General features: G+C 71.7%; 14 protein-coding genes and 1 pseudogene. 6 read left to right on the top strand and 9 right to left on the bottom strand.

Features of this window, described 5'->3' with window-relative positions; all coding sequences use genetic code 11:
- Position 1: 1 nt before the first annotated feature.
- Complete coding sequence (locus ACWEOE_RS25230) at positions 2-751, bottom strand: short-chain dehydrogenase/reductase (RefSeq protein WP_452013013.1); 750 nt, start codon at positions 749-751, stop codon at positions 2-4.
- A gap of 85 nt (positions 752-836) precedes the next feature.
- On the bottom strand, positions 837-2,624 hold the full coding sequence (locus tag ACWEOE_RS25225) for a chitinase (protein WP_452013010.1): 1,788 nt from the start codon (positions 2,622-2,624) through the stop codon (positions 837-839).
- Between the two features lie 133 nt (positions 2,625-2,757).
- On the opposite strand from ACWEOE_RS25225, the gene ACWEOE_RS25220 reads away from it, so the two are divergent.
- The 3 genes from ACWEOE_RS25220 to ACWEOE_RS25210 all read left to right on the top strand — a co-directional run bounded on the left by ACWEOE_RS25220 (position 2,758) and on the right by ACWEOE_RS25210 (position 3,886).
- Entirely contained in the window at positions 2,758-3,090 is a 333-nt protein-coding gene (locus ACWEOE_RS25220; RefSeq protein ID WP_452013007.1) for a PadR family transcriptional regulator, read from the top strand.
- 70 nt (positions 3,091-3,160) lie between these two features.
- On the top strand, positions 3,161-3,484 hold the full coding sequence (locus ACWEOE_RS25215; protein ID WP_452013005.1) for a hypothetical protein: 324 nt from the start codon (positions 3,161-3,163) through the stop codon (positions 3,482-3,484).
- 87 nt (positions 3,485-3,571) lie between these two features.
- The gene (locus ACWEOE_RS25210; protein ID WP_452013002.1) at positions 3,572-3,886 is read left to right on the top strand and encodes a hypothetical protein; all 315 of its coding nucleotides are present in this window, start codon (positions 3,572-3,574) and stop codon (positions 3,884-3,886) included.
- Positions 3,887-3,942: 56 nt separating this feature from the next.
- Here the strand turns inward: ACWEOE_RS25210 and ACWEOE_RS25205 are convergent, their stop codons facing one another.
- On the bottom strand, positions 3,943-4,575 hold the full coding sequence (locus ACWEOE_RS25205) for an IS3 family transposase (RefSeq protein ID WP_452013092.1): 633 nt from the start codon (positions 4,573-4,575) through the stop codon (positions 3,943-3,945).
- Between ACWEOE_RS25205 and ACWEOE_RS25200 the strand changes: the two are divergent.
- Positions 4,538-4,978 (top strand): annotated as a pseudogene (locus tag ACWEOE_RS25200) (glycosyl hydrolase family 18 protein); the annotation flags it as partial. The gene ACWEOE_RS25205 and the pseudogene ACWEOE_RS25200 sit on opposite strands and share 38 nt — an antisense overlap.
- Positions 4,979-5,062: 84 nt before the next feature.
- The gene (locus tag ACWEOE_RS25195) at positions 5,063-6,112 is read left to right on the top strand and encodes a class I SAM-dependent methyltransferase (RefSeq protein ID WP_452013000.1); all 1,050 of its coding nucleotides are present in this window, start codon (positions 5,063-5,065) and stop codon (positions 6,110-6,112) included.
- Between the two features lies 1 nt (position 6,113).
- On the opposite strand, the gene ACWEOE_RS25190 is transcribed toward ACWEOE_RS25195, so the two are convergent.
- Entirely contained in the window at positions 6,114-7,670 is a 1,557-nt protein-coding gene (locus tag ACWEOE_RS25190; RefSeq protein ID WP_452013090.1) for an AMP-binding protein, read from the bottom strand.
- 600 nt (positions 7,671-8,270) lie between these two features.
- A complete protein-coding gene (locus ACWEOE_RS25185) occupies positions 8,271-9,896 on the bottom strand; it encodes a S1C family serine protease (protein ID WP_452012997.1) in 1,626 nt (541 codons plus the stop codon).
- Between the two features lie 174 nt (positions 9,897-10,070).
- Here ACWEOE_RS25185 and ACWEOE_RS25180 point away from each other — a divergent pair, with 174 nt between their 5' ends.
- Positions 10,071-10,799 (top strand): M24 family metallopeptidase, encoded by a 729-nt coding sequence (locus tag ACWEOE_RS25180; protein ID WP_452012995.1) that lies wholly within the window; start codon positions 10,071-10,073, stop codon positions 10,797-10,799.
- Positions 10,800-10,804: 5 nt separating this feature from the next.
- Here the strand turns inward: ACWEOE_RS25180 and ACWEOE_RS25175 are convergent, their stop codons facing one another.
- From ACWEOE_RS25175 to ACWEOE_RS25160, 4 genes are all read right to left on the bottom strand, one after another.
- A complete protein-coding gene (locus ACWEOE_RS25175; protein WP_452012993.1) occupies positions 10,805-11,365 on the bottom strand; it encodes a hypothetical protein in 561 nt (186 codons plus the stop codon).
- Positions 11,366-11,759: 394 nt separating this feature from the next.
- On the bottom strand, positions 11,760-12,218 hold the full coding sequence (locus ACWEOE_RS25170; protein ID WP_452012990.1) for an SDR family NAD(P)-dependent oxidoreductase: 459 nt from the start codon (positions 12,216-12,218) through the stop codon (positions 11,760-11,762).
- A complete protein-coding gene (locus ACWEOE_RS25165; RefSeq protein ID WP_452012988.1) occupies positions 12,103-12,615 on the bottom strand; it encodes an SDR family NAD(P)-dependent oxidoreductase in 513 nt (170 codons plus the stop codon). Before ACWEOE_RS25165 ends, ACWEOE_RS25170 begins: the two co-directional genes overlap by 116 nt.
- 190 nt (positions 12,616-12,805) lie before the next feature.
- Entirely contained in the window at positions 12,806-16,957 is a 4,152-nt protein-coding gene (locus ACWEOE_RS25160; RefSeq protein ID WP_452012985.1) for a S8 family serine peptidase, read from the bottom strand.
- Positions 16,958-16,959: the final 2 nt, after the last annotated feature.

Raw genomic sequence — 16,959 nt, 5'->3', positions numbered from 1 at the left:
ATCAGGAAGCGGCGGACAACCCGCCGTCGATCGTCACGATCGTGCCGCTGATGTAGGCGGCGCGCCCGGACGCCAGGAATGCCACCAGGTCCGCGACCTCGCACGGCTCGGCGAACCGCCGCGACGGCAGGTCGGCGAAGCTCTCCTCGGTGTCGGGCCGGGCCGCGCGCAGCGCCGCGATCCGCTCGGTGGCGACCGGGCCGGGATTGACGCCGACCACCCGCACGCCTTCACGCGGGCCTTCGGCACCGAGGGCCCGTGTGAAGGCCATCAGCGCGGCGTTGCCGCTCGCGCCGGCGATGTAGTCCGGTTTGGGTCGCTCGCCGGCGGAACCGATCACGTTCACGATCACGCCGTGACCGCGTTCGCGAAGCCGCGCGTACACGAGCCGGGTCAGGTCGACGTAGCCGAAGACCTTCAGATCCCACGCGTGCCGCCAGCGGTCGGAGCCGATCTGGTCGAGCGTGCCGCCCGGGATGTCGCCGGCGTTGTTCACGAGGATGTCGACGTCGGCCGCGGCCTCGGCGAGGTGTTCGAGGGAAGCGGTTTCCCGCAGGTCAACGGCGTGCACGGTCACTTCGACGCCATGCTCTTCCCGCAGCGTGGCGGCCAGCGCCTCGAGTGCGGCACCGTTGCGTGCGGCCAGGTGAAGGTGGGCACCTTCGGCGGCGAGCACGCGGGCCACGGCCGCGCCGATGCCCTTCGACGCGCCGGTCACCAGTGCACGTTCACCGCTCAGCTGAAGATCCATCCGGTGTTCCTCACGATTCTGGGGGGGGGGACCACCAGTCTGGCGAAGATCAACAGCATTCGGCATGTCTCGTTCGTCTCAGGGCTCAGGGCAGGGCGTCGAGGAACGGCGCGTGCGCGTTCTGGAACGCCCAGCCCGAGAAGTGGTCCCAGTTGATCGACCACGTCATGAGCCCGCGCAAGCCCGGCTGGGTGCCGCCGCGCAGCGTGTAGCCGCCGCAGCCCGTTCCCTTCGCGAGGCAGGTCAGAGCGGTCTGGACATCCGCGGGCGCGGTGTAGCCGTTGCCCGCGTTGACGGTCGCCGGCACGCCGAGGGCGATCTGGTCGTCGCGCAGGCCGGGGAAGAACGCGCCGCCGGCGACGGTGAAACCGGCCTTGAGCATGTCGGTCATCGCGATGTGGAAGTCGGCGCCGCCCATGGTGTGGTACTGGTTGTCCAGGCCCATCACCGGCCCGGAGTTGTAGTCCTGGACGTGCAGCACCGTCAGCGAGTCGCGCAGCGCGTCGATCACCGGCAGGTACGCGCCGGTGCGCGCGTCGGCTGCGGTGCTCTTGCCGCCGTAGAACTGGTAGCCGACCTGCACGAAAAACGTCTCGGGCGCCATGGTGAGCACGAACTTGCTGCCGTAGCGGGCTTTCAGCGTCTTGAGCGCGGAGATCAGGTTGACCACCACGGGCGTGGTCGGGTTGCGGAAATCGGTGTCGCCGGGGTTCAGCGACAGCGAGTGGCCTTCGAAATCGACGTCGAGACCGTCGAGGCCGTACTTGTCGATGATCGCCGAGACGGAGCTGACGAACGTGTCGCGCGCGGCCGTGGTGGTGAGCTGCACCTGGCCCTTCTCGCCGCCGATCGAGATCAGCACCTTTTTGCCCTGCGCCTGCTTCGCACGGATCGCCGCGATGAAATCGGCGTCGCTCTCCACGCCGGCGCACTCGCTCGCCGGGCAGCGGTCGAACCGGATGTCGCCCGACGTCGGCGTGGTCGGCTCGCCGAATGCGAGATCGATGATGTCCCACGCGGCGGGCACGTCGGCCATCCGGACGTAGCCGGAGCCGTTGGCGAAACTGGCGTGCAGGTAGCCGATGAGGGCGTGCTTCGGCAGGCCTGCGTTCGTGCAGCCCCCGGTGCTCCCCGAAACTACCGCACTGCGCGGCGACTCCCCCACCGAGTTGTACGCGGCGACGGTGTAGCTGTGTGTGCTGCACGGAGACAGCCCGGTGAGCGTCGCCGCCGTGCCGGTGACCGTGGTGCGCAGCGCGGCGTCCTCGCACACGCGGTAGCCCGTGACGGTGCCCGCCGGCGCCGTCCAGCTCAGGCCGATCGAGGTGCTGGTGACCGTGCCGAGCTTCGGCGCCTGGGGCGCCTGGGGCGCTTGTGGCGCGCCCGGCGTGCCGCCGCCTGGCCCGTCGAGGCTCACGTCGTCGGCGTAGTAGTAGGTGCCGCCGCCGTACCAGCCGTGGAGGTAGAGCTGCGCGGACGTCTGGCTCGCGCCGGTGGTGAACGACAGGGTCAGGCGCGTGTAGTCACCCGACCCAGCCCACGTCGACGGCCCTCCGGTGACCCCCAGGTACACCGGATTGCCCCGCACCCACGCCTGGACGGCGTACGTCGTGCTCGGCCGCACCGCCACCGTCTGGCTGCACTGCCCCGGGTCCGACGCCGACGCCGTGACGGCCAGCGCCCCACTGCCCGAATGCACCGGTGAGGCCACGGTCGCCGCCCCGGCCGCGCACTCCCACCCCGCCGTCGACCCCGCGTCGAACCCCGGGTTGGTCAGCAGGTTCGCCGCGCCGGCCACCCCGGGCACGGCCACGAACCCCGCCAGGGCCACCACGAAGGCGGCCAGGAACACGGACAGTCGGGAACGCCTCATCGCGCACCTCCGGCTTCGGCGGGGGAGAAGTTCATTGTCTGGACCAACAAGAGAAATGTCCAGACCATTTTCCGGAAGGCCACCCGGACGCCGAGGGCTTCCCCTCGCGGTGGGGGCTAGGTAGAGTTCATGCATGGCCGGGCCGCGAATGACCCTCCCGACCCAACTGGTGCTGCACGCACTGCTGCGGGAGTCCGCCCAGGAGCTCTACGGACTCGAAATCTGTGCCGCCGCCGGGCTGCCCAGCGGCACGATCCACCCGATCCTCGCGCGGCTCGAGAAGGCCGGCTGGCTGCGGTCGCGCTGGGAGGAGACCGACCCGTCGGAAGCCGGCCGCCCGCGGCGGCGCTACTACCGGCTGGACCCGCAGGGGCTCGACGCCGCCCGGGAAGCGTTGCACAGAGCGGAAACCTCGGCGGGCGCGCTGGCGCGGCTGCGCCCGGGCCTGACCGGGGACGCGCGATGAACGCGCCACTCGACTTGTTGCTCGGCTTGGACGGCTCCGACCGTGCCGACCACGACTCGCACGGCGCTGCGTGGCCGAGCTCGCGGACCGGCTCGACGCGGCTCGCGCGGACGTCGTCGAAGTGCTCACCGGACACGGCTTCGGCACGCGCCGCCCGAGGTGGAGCGGCTGGGCCGGACCGGGCGCCACGCGCACGCAGGTGATCGAGTTCTCGCGGATCACGGCCACCTGCGCGGCGGCGCTGCCACCCGCCGGGAGCCGAGCCGAGTACGCCGAACTGTTCCTCTCGGAGCTGCACGACCTCGCCGAGGCGCGCGGTGGCCGGTGGGTGCAGGTCCGGTACGCGTGCCGCGTGCTCGTGCGCGCGCCCCGGGTGCGGCGAGCACTCGGCTGAGCACCCGGCGGGTCGGCCGTGACGCGGGTGACCGGGCCAAATAAGGTGAGCCGAGTCCGAAGGTCCACGAACGGAGAGTGCCGGCCGATGTCCGACAGCTACACCGCAGCGATCGTCCACTCGCCCGAGACCGGGGTGCGGTTGCGCCCCGCCGCGGGCGACCTGCCGACCGACGCGAACGACGTCAACCTGCTCGGCATGGCCATCGCGCTGGCCCTCGGACGCGCGGGGTACGAGCACCACCCCGAGCCCCGCGACCCCCAGCTGCAGACCCTCGACGCCCTCATCGCCGGCGACACCGTGATGCCGTGGCTCCAGCCCGGCGACGCGACGGATGAGCAGCAGCTCACGTGCACCCGCGGGCCCGGCGGGGCATGGCGCTGCGAGGTCACGTCGGCCTGAGCCAGGGCCGGCGCGGGGTGAACTGGGTCCCGAAAGTTGGACTGGCTAAGTGAAGGTTAGGCCGTGAGGGTCTGGGCTCGGTATTCGACCGGGCTCAGGCCCTCAAGCGTTGTCGAGATGCGGGTCGTGTTGTACCAGTCGATGTACTCGTTCAGGGCCAAGATGAACCCTTCGACGGTGTCGAACTTGTTGTGGTGGAACAGTTCTTCCTTCAGACGGCCGAAGAAGTTCTCGGCTATCGAGTTGTCCAGGCAGTTGGCCCCCCGTGACATCGACTGGGTCAGGCCTGCGTCGTCGAGCAGGGCGCGCCAGGAGGCGTGCTGGTACTGAAAGCCTTGGTCGGAGTGCACCAGCGGCGCGGCCCCGGCGGGCAGGGTGGCGATCGCCTCGCGCAGCGAGGAGTTCGTCAGCTCCAGTGACGGGGACAGACCGCACGAATAGGCGACTACGGACCGGTCGAACAGGTCGATCACCGGCGACAGATAGACCTTGCTGGCGCCGATCCGGAACTCGGTCACGTCGGTGACCCACTTCGTGTCCGGGGCCTCGGCGCTGAACTGGCGGTTCAGCACGTTCTCGGCGACCGTCCCGGTCTGCCCGAGCCAGGACCGGTAGCGCCGCGGACGCCGCACCGTGCAGAACAGGCCGAGGACCGCGCCGAATTCGCCGCTGCGCTCGTACCACGACATCCCCACGCCCGGGTTCTACGCCGACGCCGCGATCCAGAAGCTGCGCCGCGACGGGGTGCCGTCGGCGAAACTGTTGCTGGGCCTCGGGTTCTACGGCCGCGGCTGGGACGGCGTCACGCAGAAGCAGCCCGGCGGCAGCGCGACCGGTCCGGTCAAGGGCACGACCACGGGCGAGGACGGCGTGGAGAACTACCAGGTCCTCAAGACCACCTGCCCCGCCAACGGACTGATCGCCGGCACGGCCTACGCGAAGTGCGGCTCGCAGTGGTGGAGCTACGACACGCCCGCCACGGCGTCGGCCAAGGCCGGCTACGCGAAGTCGCAGGGGCTCGGTGGCGTGTTCGCCTGGGAGCTCTCCGGCGACACCACGAACGCCGAACTGCTCGGCGCCATCGCGCGCTGACTTTTTCACCGGGGCCCGGACCACGCGGGCCCCGGTGAAAAGCCCGGCGTTGTCCGGATCGTGCCGTTCTGCGAATACTGGGTGATGCCCGAAGATCCGGTCGAGGCCGTGGCCGCGCGTGTGTTCGACGCGGCCGTGGCGACTTCCGACGTCATCGCCATCGCCCTCGGCGACCGGCTCGGTTACTACCGCCGCCTCGCCGGCGGCGAACACACACCCGGCGAACTCGCCGCCGCGACCGGCACCGACGAGCGGTGCGCCCGCGAATGGCTCGAACAGCAGGCGGTGTCCGGGTTTCTCGACGTCTCCGGAACCGACGACAACCGCCGCTACCGCTTCTCCCCCGGCGCCGCGACCGTGCTCGCCGACGAGGACGCGCTGGCCTACCTGAGCCCGCTGGCGCGGCAGGTGGTGAGCGCCGCCGGGCACGTGCCCGAGGTCGCGAACGCGTTCCGCACCGGCCACGGCTTCCCGTGGGCGGGCTACGGCGCCGACATGCGCGAATCGCAGGCGGCGCTCAACCGCCCCGGTTTCCTGCACCTGCTGGCGTCGCAGTGGTTGCCCGCGATGCCCGATGTGCTCGCCCGGCTCACCGACGGACCGTCCCGCGTCGCCGACATCGGCTGCGGCGGCGGCTGGGCCGCGATCGCCCTCGCTCGCGCGTTCCCCAAGGCGCGGGTGGACGCCTACGACCTCGACTCCGCGACGGTCGAGCTCGCCCGCCGCAACGTCGCCGAAGCCGGGCTCGCGGATCGGGTCACCGTGCACCGCCAGGACATCGGCACGGTGACAGGCGAACCGTACGACCTCGTGATGGCGTTCGAATGCCTGCACGACCTGCCCTACCCCGTGCGCGCGCTCGCGGCGATGCGCGGCCTCGGCGGGCCGGTGCTCGTGGCCGACATGAAGGTCGCGGACGAGTTCACCGCACCCGGCGACGCCGTCGAAAGGCTGATGTACGGCTTCAGCATCTCGGTCTGCCTGCCCGACAGCATGAGCAGCACCGGCTCGGCGGCCACCGGCACGGCGATCCGCCGTTCCACCGTGGCGGCGTACGCGCGCGAAGCCGGCTTCGACCGCGTCGAGACGCTGCCGATCGACCACGACACCTGGCGCTTCTACCGGCTGGGCTGAGTCACTGGATCCGGCGCTCGACCCCGGCCCACGCCTTTTCGCGCAGCACGTACTTCTGGATCTTCCCGGTCGAGGTCTTCGGCAGGTCGCCGAACGTCACGGACTTCGGCGCCTTGAACCGCGCGAGCCGCTCTCGCACGAACTCGACGATCTCCGCCTCCGTTGCGGTCTCGCCCTCGCGCAGCGTCACGTACGCGGCCGGCACCTCGCCCCAGCGTTCGTCGGGCACCGCGACCACCGCCACCTCCAGCACGGCCGGGTGCTCGGCGATCGCCTGCTCCACCTCGACCGACGCGATGTTCTCGCCGCCGGAGATGATCACGTCCTTGCTGCGGTCGCGCAGCTCGACGTACCCGTCCGGGTGCACCACCCCGAGGTCGCCGGTGCGGAACCACCCGTCGGGCACGGCGGCACGTGTCGCTTCGGGATCATCGAGGTAGCCGAGCATGACGTTGTTGCCGCGCAAGGCGATCTGGCCGATGGTGGTGGCGTCGGCGGGCACGTCGGTGCCGTCGTCGGCGATCACGCGGGCGGTGCAGGAGATCATGTTGCCCACGCCCTGGCGGGCCTTGAGCCGCGCCTGCTCCTGTTCGCCGAGGCTGTTCCACTCGGGACGCCAGTCGCAGATCATGGCCGGGCCGTAGGTTTCGGTGAGACCGTAGAGGTGCGTCACGTCGAACCCGAGCTCGCTCATCCGCCGCAGGATCGCCGGCGACGGCGGCGCCCCACCCGTGGCCACCCGCACGGTCTTCTCGACCGGCGCGGCTTCCGGCGCGTACGCGAGCATTGAGAGGACGGTCGGCGCGCCGTTGAGGTGCGTGACGCCCTGCTCGCGGATCAGCTGCCACACGCGCGCGGGCTCGACCTTCGGCAGGCACACGTGCGTCGCGGCGGCCGCCGTGACCGCCCAGGGGAAGCACCAGCCGTTGCAGTGGAACATCGGCAGCGTCCACAGGTGCACGGCCGAGGGCGAGAGGCCCGTGTGGCCGACCATCGCCAACGCCTGCAGGTACGCCCCGCGGTGGCTGTACAGCACACCCTTCGGGCGGCCGGTGGTGCCCGAGGTGTAGTTGATGGACAGCACTTCGCGCTCGTCCCGCGGCGCGATCGAGCTCGGCGTCGCGGCGGCCAGCAGCGCCTCGTACTCCTCGCCCGCCCGGATCCGCCGCGGCGCTTCTCCGGCCAGCTGGGCGAGAGCCTGGTCGACCAGCTCGTCGAACACCGGATCGTGCACCAGCACCGAGGCCTTCGAATGCCCCAGGATGTAGGCCACCTCGCGCGCCGCGAGCCGCGTGTTCACCGCGACGAGCGGCACCCCCGCCCACGGCACCCCGAAGTTCGCCTCCAGCAGCACGTGCGTGTTGGGCGCCAGCACGGCCACCGGCCGCCCACCCGCGAGCGGCGCCAGCGCCCCGGCCAGCCGGCGGCACCGCTCGTGCAACTGGGCGTAGGTCCAGGAGTCCACCCCGTCGACCACCGCCACCCGCTCCCCATGCGCCGCCGCGGCGCGATCGAGGTAGGCGGTCGGCGTGAGCGGCTCGTACGACAGGGTGCTGATGAAGTCCACGGATTCCCTCTCCCGACTTCGGCGACGGTGCCGGGGAGAGAATAGGCCGGGTGCGGGGTCCGGAACGGGGAATGTGAGCCAGCAGTGGTTCCGATGGGGCTCGGGTTTTGGCGGGCCTGGTGGTTTCAGGAGCTCGCGATTCCGGGCGCTCGTGGTACCGGCGGGGCTCGCCGTTCCGGCGGGGCTCTGTGCTCGCGGGTTCCGGGTGCTCGCGGGTTCCAGGGGCTCACGGGTTCCAGGGGCTTCGTGGTGCCGGCGGACTCGCGGTTCGGGGCCTTTGTTCGCACAGCCCGCCCCACGACAGGCCCCACCCTCCCGAGGGGGCAGGCCCTGATCCCATTCTACCGGCGCCCACCGACGAAAAACCCGGGTCAGCCGCGATCCGGGGCAGTTGTCCACAGCCGGACGGGTGATTCGCGCGGGCACGGGAGACCGGCGGCTCGTGCGGCCACCGACCACCGCCGGACGACGGACCGGCCCACGAGAACCCCGCAGCGCACCGGGGGAAAGCCGGTCCGGAAACAACAGCAAAAAGCCCCGGCCGGCGGTGGACGCCGGGCCGGGGCTCTCGAAGCGAATCCCAGCGAGCGCTCAGCCCACCGGACCGTTCGCCGGAGTCACCGAGACATCGTGCTGCTGCCCGCCTTGGTCCACCACCGTGACGGTGAGCTTGTCGCCCGGGTGGTGGGTGTCCATGAGGGTCGTGAGCGTGGTCGCGGAGTCGACCGCCTTGCCGTCGAGGGCGGTGATCACATCGCCGCCCGTGAGGCCGGCCGTGGCGGCCGGGCCGCCGGCCACGACGTCCTGGATGAGGGCACCGGAAGTAGCGCCTTCGCCGCCCGCGGACGGGGACTGACCCTGGCCGGCGCCACCCTGTCCAACACCACCCTGCCCGAGACCACCCTGCCCCTGACCACCCTGCGACTGCTGACCCGCGTCGCTCACGGAGACACCGAGGAAGGCGCTCTGTCCGATGTGGACGGAGTCGGACGACTTGCCGCCGATGATCTGGTGGGCGAGGTCGATCGCCTGGTTGATCGGGACGGCGAAGCCCTGGTGGCCGCTCGAGCCGCCCTGCCCGCCGGTGCCGTCACCAAGGCCGCCCTGACCCTGCCCGAAACCACCATCACCCTGGCCAAAGCCGCCGTCACCCTGGCCGAAGCCGCCGTCGTCACCCTGACCCAGACCACCATCACCCTGGCCCTGACCACCCCGGCCCTGGCCCAGACCACCCTGCCCGAAACCACCCTGTCCCCGGCCGAACCCGCCCTGCCCCTGCCCGCCGTTGAACTGGAAACCCTGCGACGCCGCGGTGTCGACGCCGATCACCTGCCCGTTGGCGTTCACCAACGGCCCACCGGAATCACCGGACTGGATGTCCGCGTCCACCTGGATCAGGTCGGTGAGATTCTCCGACGAGCTGGCGGACTCGTCGGACGCGGTGATCGACTGGTTCAGCGCCGTCACCTTGCCCGCGGCGACGGCGGGGGTGCCGCCCGCGCCGCCCGCGTTGCCGATGCCCACCACGGCGTCGCCCACGGCGACCGAGGAGGAGTTGCCCAGCGTCGCGGTCTTGAGGCCGGAGGCGCCGGCGAGCTTGATGACCGCGATGTCGTGGCTGCGGTCGTAGCCGAGCACGGAGGCGGTGTAGGTCTTGCCGTCGCCGATGTCGGTGACCTTGATGCTGGTGGCGCCCTCGACGACGTGGTTGTTGGTGAGGATCTCGCCGTCGGAGGTCAGCACGATGCCGGTGCCCGCCGCGGCCGCGCTCTGGTAGCCCAGCTCGGTGTTGACGTCGACGAGGCCCGGGTCGACCTTCGTCGCGATCGCATTGGGGTCGATCGACGTGCTCGAGGTGCCCCCGGGCGGCGCGACGGACCCGAAGTTCTGGTTGCCCCCGGCGGAATCCGAGCCCGGCGTCCACACGAAGTGCCCGATGCCGAGCCCAAGGATCACCGACAGCCCGATCGCGCCCACGGCAATCGCCGCACTGCGCACCGGCCGCGGCGGGCGGTGGTAGGGCGTCTGCGGGAACTGCTGGGGGCCCGGCTGCGGCGCCCACGCACCGTGCGGTGCCCAGCCCTGGCCGTAGCCGTAGCCGTAGGGGTTGTGATGACCGTAGGGCCCCGACTGCCCGTACCCGCCCGGCTGAGTCTGGTCCCCGTGCGGCCAACCGCCGGCCTGTCCGCCGGTCGATCCCGGCTCCTGCTCGCTCATGTTCCCGCTCCAGCTCGTCCCGCTCGTGGCTTGTCGCCTCGATCAGGACACACCCCGTACCTGAGATTTTCCTTGCCGGGCTCCGTGCACAACCTGTGGAGTTCTCCCCGGAATCGCCCGATTGACCCCGCACGCACCCAAACCGGACGCCACGGGTGGCGGTACCTTCGGGGCATGGGTGAGTTGATCGGGGACGAGGCCCAGCGCGCGGCACGGCTGCTCGACGCGCAGGCCAAGGCCGTCGAACTGTTCGAGGAGGTCGAGCGGCGCGGGCTGCTCGCGCCGGGCGTGCGCGAGACCGAGGCGAGCGACGCCGTGCGCGACCTCGCGGCCGAGCTGTTCGGCGTGGACCGCTACTGGCACAAGCGGATCGTGCGCTCGGGCGAGAACACGCTCAAGCCCTATCGCGAGAATCCGCCGGATCGCGTGATCGCCGCGGACGACATCGTGTTCGCCGACTTCGGCCCGATCTTCGAGGAGTTCGAGGCCGACTTCGGGCGGACGTTCGTGCTCGGCGACGACCCCGTGAAGCTGCGGCTGCGCGACAGCCTGCCGGTGGTGTGGCGGGCCGGGCGCGAGTACTTCGAGACGCACCGGGACGTGACCGGCGCCCAGCTGTACGCGCATGTCAGCGAACTCGCCGCCGATGCCGGCTGGGAGTTCGGCGGCGCGCACGCCGGGCACCTCGTGGGTCAGTTCCCGCACGAGACCCTCGACGGCGAGCGCATCGAGTCCTACATCGCCCCGGGCAGCGACAGGCCGATGCGCCGGCCGGACCGCAACGGGCAGGCGTCGCACTGGATCCTCGAGGTCCACCTCGTCGACCGCGAACGGCGGATCGGGGGCTTCTTCGAGGAACTGCTCGACCTCGGCCACGAGCGGTCCGCCGGCGCGGCGGACTGAACGGACTACCCGGCCGCGGGTTTCGCGGCCAGCCAGGAGAGCTTGCCGAGCTTCGGCTGCAGGATCGTGTCCACGCTCCACACCGACCCGGCGGCCGCGTAGTACAGGCCGAGCGAGGCGAAGATGTAGCCCACCGACGGTCCGAGGTCCGTCATGCCCGGCGACGTCCACGGCAGGTGGAACCCTTCGGCCGCCGACCAGATGCCGAACGAGAACACCGCGCTCCCGAGGAACACCAGGTTCGAGAACACCCCGAAGATCAGCCCGAACGCGATCAGCGTCTCGATGACGGCGGTCCCCACGGCGAACGCCGCCGGGCTCCAGCCTGCGACGGTGTGCCACAGCTCGAGCCACTGGTGCACCACAGGCGTGGTGATCTTGTCGGCCTTGCCCAGCTCCTTGCCGAGCGTCTGGCCGTGCACGAAGCCCGGCAGCCACTTGAACGTGGCGTCGATCGCCCACACCACCCCGAACACGATCCGGGCGGCAGCCGCGGCGTGCAGCCGCCGGAGGGTGGGGGACACGGAACCCGCGACGAGCGCGGCTTGGGTGACAGGGGTACTCACGGCGATGGTCCTTTCCGGACTCCAGGGGACTGCCCGGCAGGTCGGGCACGGGTGAGCTTAGGCAAACCTAAGCACTTGTCGAGGGTGGTGTTCCTCTCGGTCTGCGCGGTGAACCCACCGAGGGATGTCTCCGTATGTCGGGGATTTTTCGGTCAAAGGGGAATGATGCGGGCAGCGCCGCCGCGGCCTGGTAATCACCCGTCCAGCTGTGGACAACTAGGCCTGAACCACTCTTCACCAGCTTTTTTGTCGGTGGGGGCCGGTAAAATGGACTCGGGGACGCCCCCCTCGGGAGGGCGGGGCCGTGTCCGGCCCGAGAATCCGCAACGGCTGCCACAGCCGCCTTGGCGCCTGGCTCCGGTGTGGTCGAGAACCCCGTGACCTACACGCAAGTTCAGGAAGCCGCGATCCCGCCGGGCAGGGTGCCGTCCACGTCGGTGAAGCCGTAGCGGGTCGCGAGGTCCGTCGTCGTGTGGACGAGCCCCGAGTGGGACAGCACCGACGGATCCGCGACGAGAGCAGCCACGCCACGGCCCACGAAGCGCGGGGATTCCGCCGCCGCGAGGTCGAACTCGCCTGCGCCCGGGATGTCGAGCACGGTGCGGCCCGAAGGGGTCACGCGGCCGGCCGCCGCGAGCAGTTCGGTGCGCACCAGGCCGGGCCACAAAGACACGGCCGCGACGCCGTGGGCGCGCAGTTCGAGGGCCATGTCGGCGGTCATCTTGTCGACCGCGGCCTTACCGACGCCGTACACGGTGTTCTGCTGGTACGCCGCCGCGCCCGGGGAGGAGATGTTGGCGATCAGGCCGCCGCCCGCGGCGAAGAGCAGGGGTGCGGCGAACACGCTCGCCACGTAGTGCGAGCGGGCGCCGATGCCGAGGACCTCGTCCCACGCCGCGAGCGGCAGCTCCCCAGAACGGCCGGTTCAGCCACGCCGCCAGATCCGGCGCGGAGAAGACGTTGTTCACCAGCACGTCGAGCCGCCCGGCTTCCGAGGCGACTCGGGTGAAGACCGCCTCGACCTGGGCGTCGTCGTGGTGGTCGCAGGGCACGGCGACGCCCGTGCCGCCGAGGGCGGTGATCTCGGCGGCCGTCTCGGCGACGGTGCCGGGCAGCGGCCCGGGTGAGGTGGTGCGGCCGGTGACGTACACGGTGGCACCCGCGGCACCGAGCTCGAGCGCGATGCCCTTGCCCACACCCCGCGTCGCTCCGGTGACGACGGCGATCTTCCCGGTCAAAGTTCCTGTCATGATCGCCATCAAACCGCCGGACCGCGGCGAACCACTGGTCCGGAATGGCACGATCTCTGCCCGCGGGCGAACCGCCGACGGAAGACGCGGCGCGCCAGAACCCGCACTCACGCAACCACCGCCAACGCACGCACCACAAGCGGGGCCGGTCCAACCCCGGACCGGCCCCGTCGCATGGTCACCCCGCTACTCAGTACCGGAACTGCTGCAGCTGCCTCCCGTCGTAGGAGGGCACCCAGCCCGTCCGGGTCGCCGGGTCCAGCTGCACCGAGCGTTCGGTCAGCGGGTTGTACTCGCCGCCGAAGGGACTCGACACGAAGTTCAGCCCCGACACCACCGACAGCTGCTTGCCCGTCGCCAGGTCGATCACGGCGAGCTGGCTCGTCGCGTTGCTGTCGGTGATCACGCCGCTGACCTTGCCGAACTGCGAGATCACCGGCGGCGTGCGGAACGCGACCAGCGCGAGGTGGTGCACCCCGTCCACCGCGAGGAACGCGGCCTGCTGCTGGCGCACCGTGAACGAGTCGCCCGCCGTCAGCGTGGCGCCGTCGACCGAGGCGAGCGAGGTGGTGCCGACGATGTTCAGGCTCACCGAGCGGTACACGAGCTGGTACAGCCTGTTCGCGCCGTCGTCATACGCCATCGCGCCCGCGCACACGCTGCCCGCGCCGGACAGGCGCGTCTCCCCCGAATCGAGGTCCACCGCCGCCATCGACGCGGTGCCGCCGCCGAAGCAGATCGGGCCGCCGCCGGTGCGCGCGAGGTAGACCAGCCCGGTGGCCTCGTCGAGCTCGATCATCTTGAACGTGCCCGCCACCGCACCCGGCGGGTCCGCGAGCAGCGGTGTGCCGAGAGCGCCGTCGGCCAAGGTCAACGGCAGCACGAAGTCGGTGTTGTCCACCGTCCGCTTCGCGAGGATCGCCGCGCGGTGGCGGGTGGCGTCGACGCGGCCGCCCTGCACCGAGAAACCGTCGGCGGTCACGGACGCCACCCGCTGCGACGACGTGGTGTCGTAAGTTTCGAGCGTCCAACCCTCGTTCGTGAAGTGCAGCAACGCCAGCCGGTGGGCACCCGCGTCCGCGCCGAGCACCTGGTAGCCGCCGTCGCCGGACGCGTCGGACGTGAGCACCCGCCCGTACGTGCCCTTCACGGCGTCGTACTCCTGCACCGTTTCACCACCGCCGGGCTCGCGCAGCGCGACGTACGACATGCCCTGCGCCGCCGCGGCGAAGCTCGTCACCACGGTGTCGCCGGGCGCGTACCCGTCGTCGAGCGCGAGGAATGACGTCGGCGACGCCTGGCCGAGCACCTCGCCGTGGCGGCCGGTGGCGAGCACGCGCACGTCGTACCCGACCGAGCCCTCGAGACCGAGCTTCACCGCGTCGAGCTTCGCGACGCCATTGCGCGCCGGAAGCTGTTGGTACGCCACGGATCCCGCGCTCGGGCCACCCTGGTCTCGCCGGTCGCCGTTGGCGTTGGTGACGGTGTTGAACGAGTTGTACAACGTCGGCGCGGGCGCCGAAACCTCCACCGCCGCGCCGGTCGCCCCCGGCACCCCGCGCACGTCGTAGCCGAGCGAAAACGCCGGCGTGGCCCGCGTGATCTCCAGGAAGTGCCCGGAAGTGCCGCCCGCCGTGAGGATCGGCGCGTCGGGCCGCTGCGCCGCGCCGCCGACGCGGATCGCCGCGAACTCGCCGTACGTCGGATCACCCACGGTGCCGGTCACCGACCGCTGAACGATCCCGATCCCGTAGACCCCCGCCCCGCCGGCGAACGCGCCGGCCGGCACGACCACGTCACCACTGGTCGCGGTGAGCGGCGCGACGAACCCCGTGCCGAACAGCGGTGCGCTGACCGGGTTCCAGTGCCCCAGCGTCGACACGACCACCTGCGGGTTCGACAGGTTCCGCACGCCGGTCAGGTCGTAGTGCACGCGGACGTCCTTGCCCACGGCCACGGTCGCCGGCGCCACCGGGGCGAGCGCCTCGGCGTACGTGCCGTCGGTGGGCCCGAAGGTGAGCGTCTGCGCGGCCGAGGCGACCACGCGGTGTCCCGAGCGGACCTCGAAGGTCACGGGCACCGCTCGGTCCTCTGTGGACACCACCGGAAGCCCGGCCGCCGCAAGGATTTCCTGCGGGCTCAGCCGCACGGCGGGCACCGCCGAGGTGAACTCGTGACCGTGGATCTTCAGCACGTAGGTCGCACCGGCCGGCGCGCCCACCACGTCGGCGCCGACGGTGACCGGGCCCACGAGCCCCTCCCCCGTGCCGTCGGTGCCGAGGTCGATGCGGCCGCCGTCGGCGTTCTCGGTGAACGAACCCCCGAGACCGCCCACGGTCACCCGGTGCGCCACGGAGATCCCGGCGATCGCGGGGTCGACGCGACCCTTGCGGTCCCCGAGCACCGACTGCACGGCCGCGGTCACGTCGATCTGCGGGCCGACCGTCACGGGCCGGTCCATCTGCGGCGGCGACGCCACCGGCCGGGCCGTGTGCTCCAGCACCGACCGGACGTCGGCCGGGCTCAGCGAGCGGCCGGCGAGCTTGCCGGCCTGCAGCACCACCGCCGCGGCGGCCGCGGTCATCGGCGCGGACGCCGAGGTGCCGCCGTTGAGCACCGGCGTCACGTCCTGCGCGCCACCGCGCTGCGTGTGCTCCATCACCAGGATTCCGTCGCTGGGCGCGGAAACGTCCACTCGGGTGCCGAAGCCCGAGGAGAAGATGCCGCCGCCGTCGGTGCGGGTCGTGGCGAACGTCGGGTTGTGCACGGCCGCGCCGCCGGCCGGCTGCGGCACGGCGAGCGTGTCGTCGAGCGTGGTGCCGCCGACGGCGATCGCGCCGCTGTCGAGCACCTTCGTGGGTGTGGTGGAGAACTGGTCGTCCGCGATGTCGGTGGTGGCGCGGGCATCGCGCGTCACGTCGGTGGGCGTGCTGCCGCCGTCCGGGCCGACGGCCGTCGGGGTGTAGAGGCGCGTGCCGTCGTTGGACGAGATGGTGACGACGATGTGGTACTGCTTCACGATCGTGGTGATCACGGCTTGGGCCACCGGGTCGTCTTCGAGGTAGCGGCCGGGGAAGCCCGCGCTGTCGGTGCCGACGCCCAGGCTCGCGGTGATCACGTCCGGCCGCGGCGTCTGGCGCGCGGCGGCGAGCAGCGCGACGGAGATCTGGTCGAGCGTCGGCTGCTGCGGCACCACGAGCCGGTACTGCGCACCCGGCGCGATCCCCAGCAGATCGGTGAAGCCGTCGCCCTGGGCGCCCGCGCGCTGCGCGTCGTGCGGCAGCGGGGCCATCACACCGAAGTCGAGCAGCACCTCGCCGAGCGCCGGGTCCTGGTTCTCGACCGCGCCGAGCGGGTCGAGCCGGCCCGAGGAATCCGCGGTGTAGGTGGGAATCAGGGGCATCGACGGCACGTCGAGGTAGCGCTGGCCGCCCTGCACCACGGTCGTCGGGCCGTAGTTGCGCACGTAGTTGTCACCTGCGTCGGCCATGCTCTGGTCGGTGAGGTCGCCGAGCGAGACGTTGGTGATGATCTCTCCGGTGCCCGGCAGCTGGCCCGACTTCCCCCGCAGGAGGCTGTACGCGGCGAGCGCGTTGGTGCCACCCGCGTTGAGGTAGCTCTGGGCCGACGACGTCACGCCGTAGTTCGCCGGCAGGCCGGCCGGCGGTTCCCGGTGTGCCTGCGGCAGCTTCGCCGCTTTCACCGCGGGTTGCGGAACCGGCACGGGACCGGTCGACATAGCCGAGACGCGGCGGTTGGGCTGCGCGCTCACCACTCCGGGGGTGGCGGCCAGCTTCTGCGCGGCGGCGTCGGTGTGCCTGCTGTCGCCCAGGTGCACGAGCACGGTCCCGGCGAGCGCGGGCACGTCGGTGGGGAACACCGGCTCGACCGACGTCGCGCCGACGGCGGCCAGCGCCGCGTTCACGCCGGTGTCCGAGGTCTTGGCCGCCCGGCGGCCTGCCGCGAGCGGGGCGCCGGTGACCGCGGTCGAACCGGCGAGCTGAACGAGCACGTCGCCCGGCTGCGCGGACGAGGTGCTCTGGGCGAAGGCGGCCCGCACGGCATCGTCGCCGGGTGCGAGGCTGCCGAGGGCCGAGGTGCCCTGCGGCAGCGCGAGCACGGTCTTCGCCAGCGTCTTGCCGTGGGCGTCGGTGCGGGTCGCGGTGCCGTCGGGGTCGACGGTGAGGTCGCCGCCGTCGGGCATCGCGACGTGTCTGGACGGCGGGGGCGCTTCGGCCTGGGCCGCGGCGGTGGCCGGGGCGACGGCGAGACCGGTGAGGGTCACGGCGGCGCTCACGGCGGTCAGGACACGGCGGAAGGGGATCGTTCGGGCGCGGGGCACCT

The sequence above is a fragment of the Amycolatopsis sp. NPDC004368 genome (assembly GCF_053602515.1).
The sequence above is the reverse complement of the archived record's forward strand: the minus strand, read 5'-3'. Positions and strand labels throughout refer to the sequence as shown.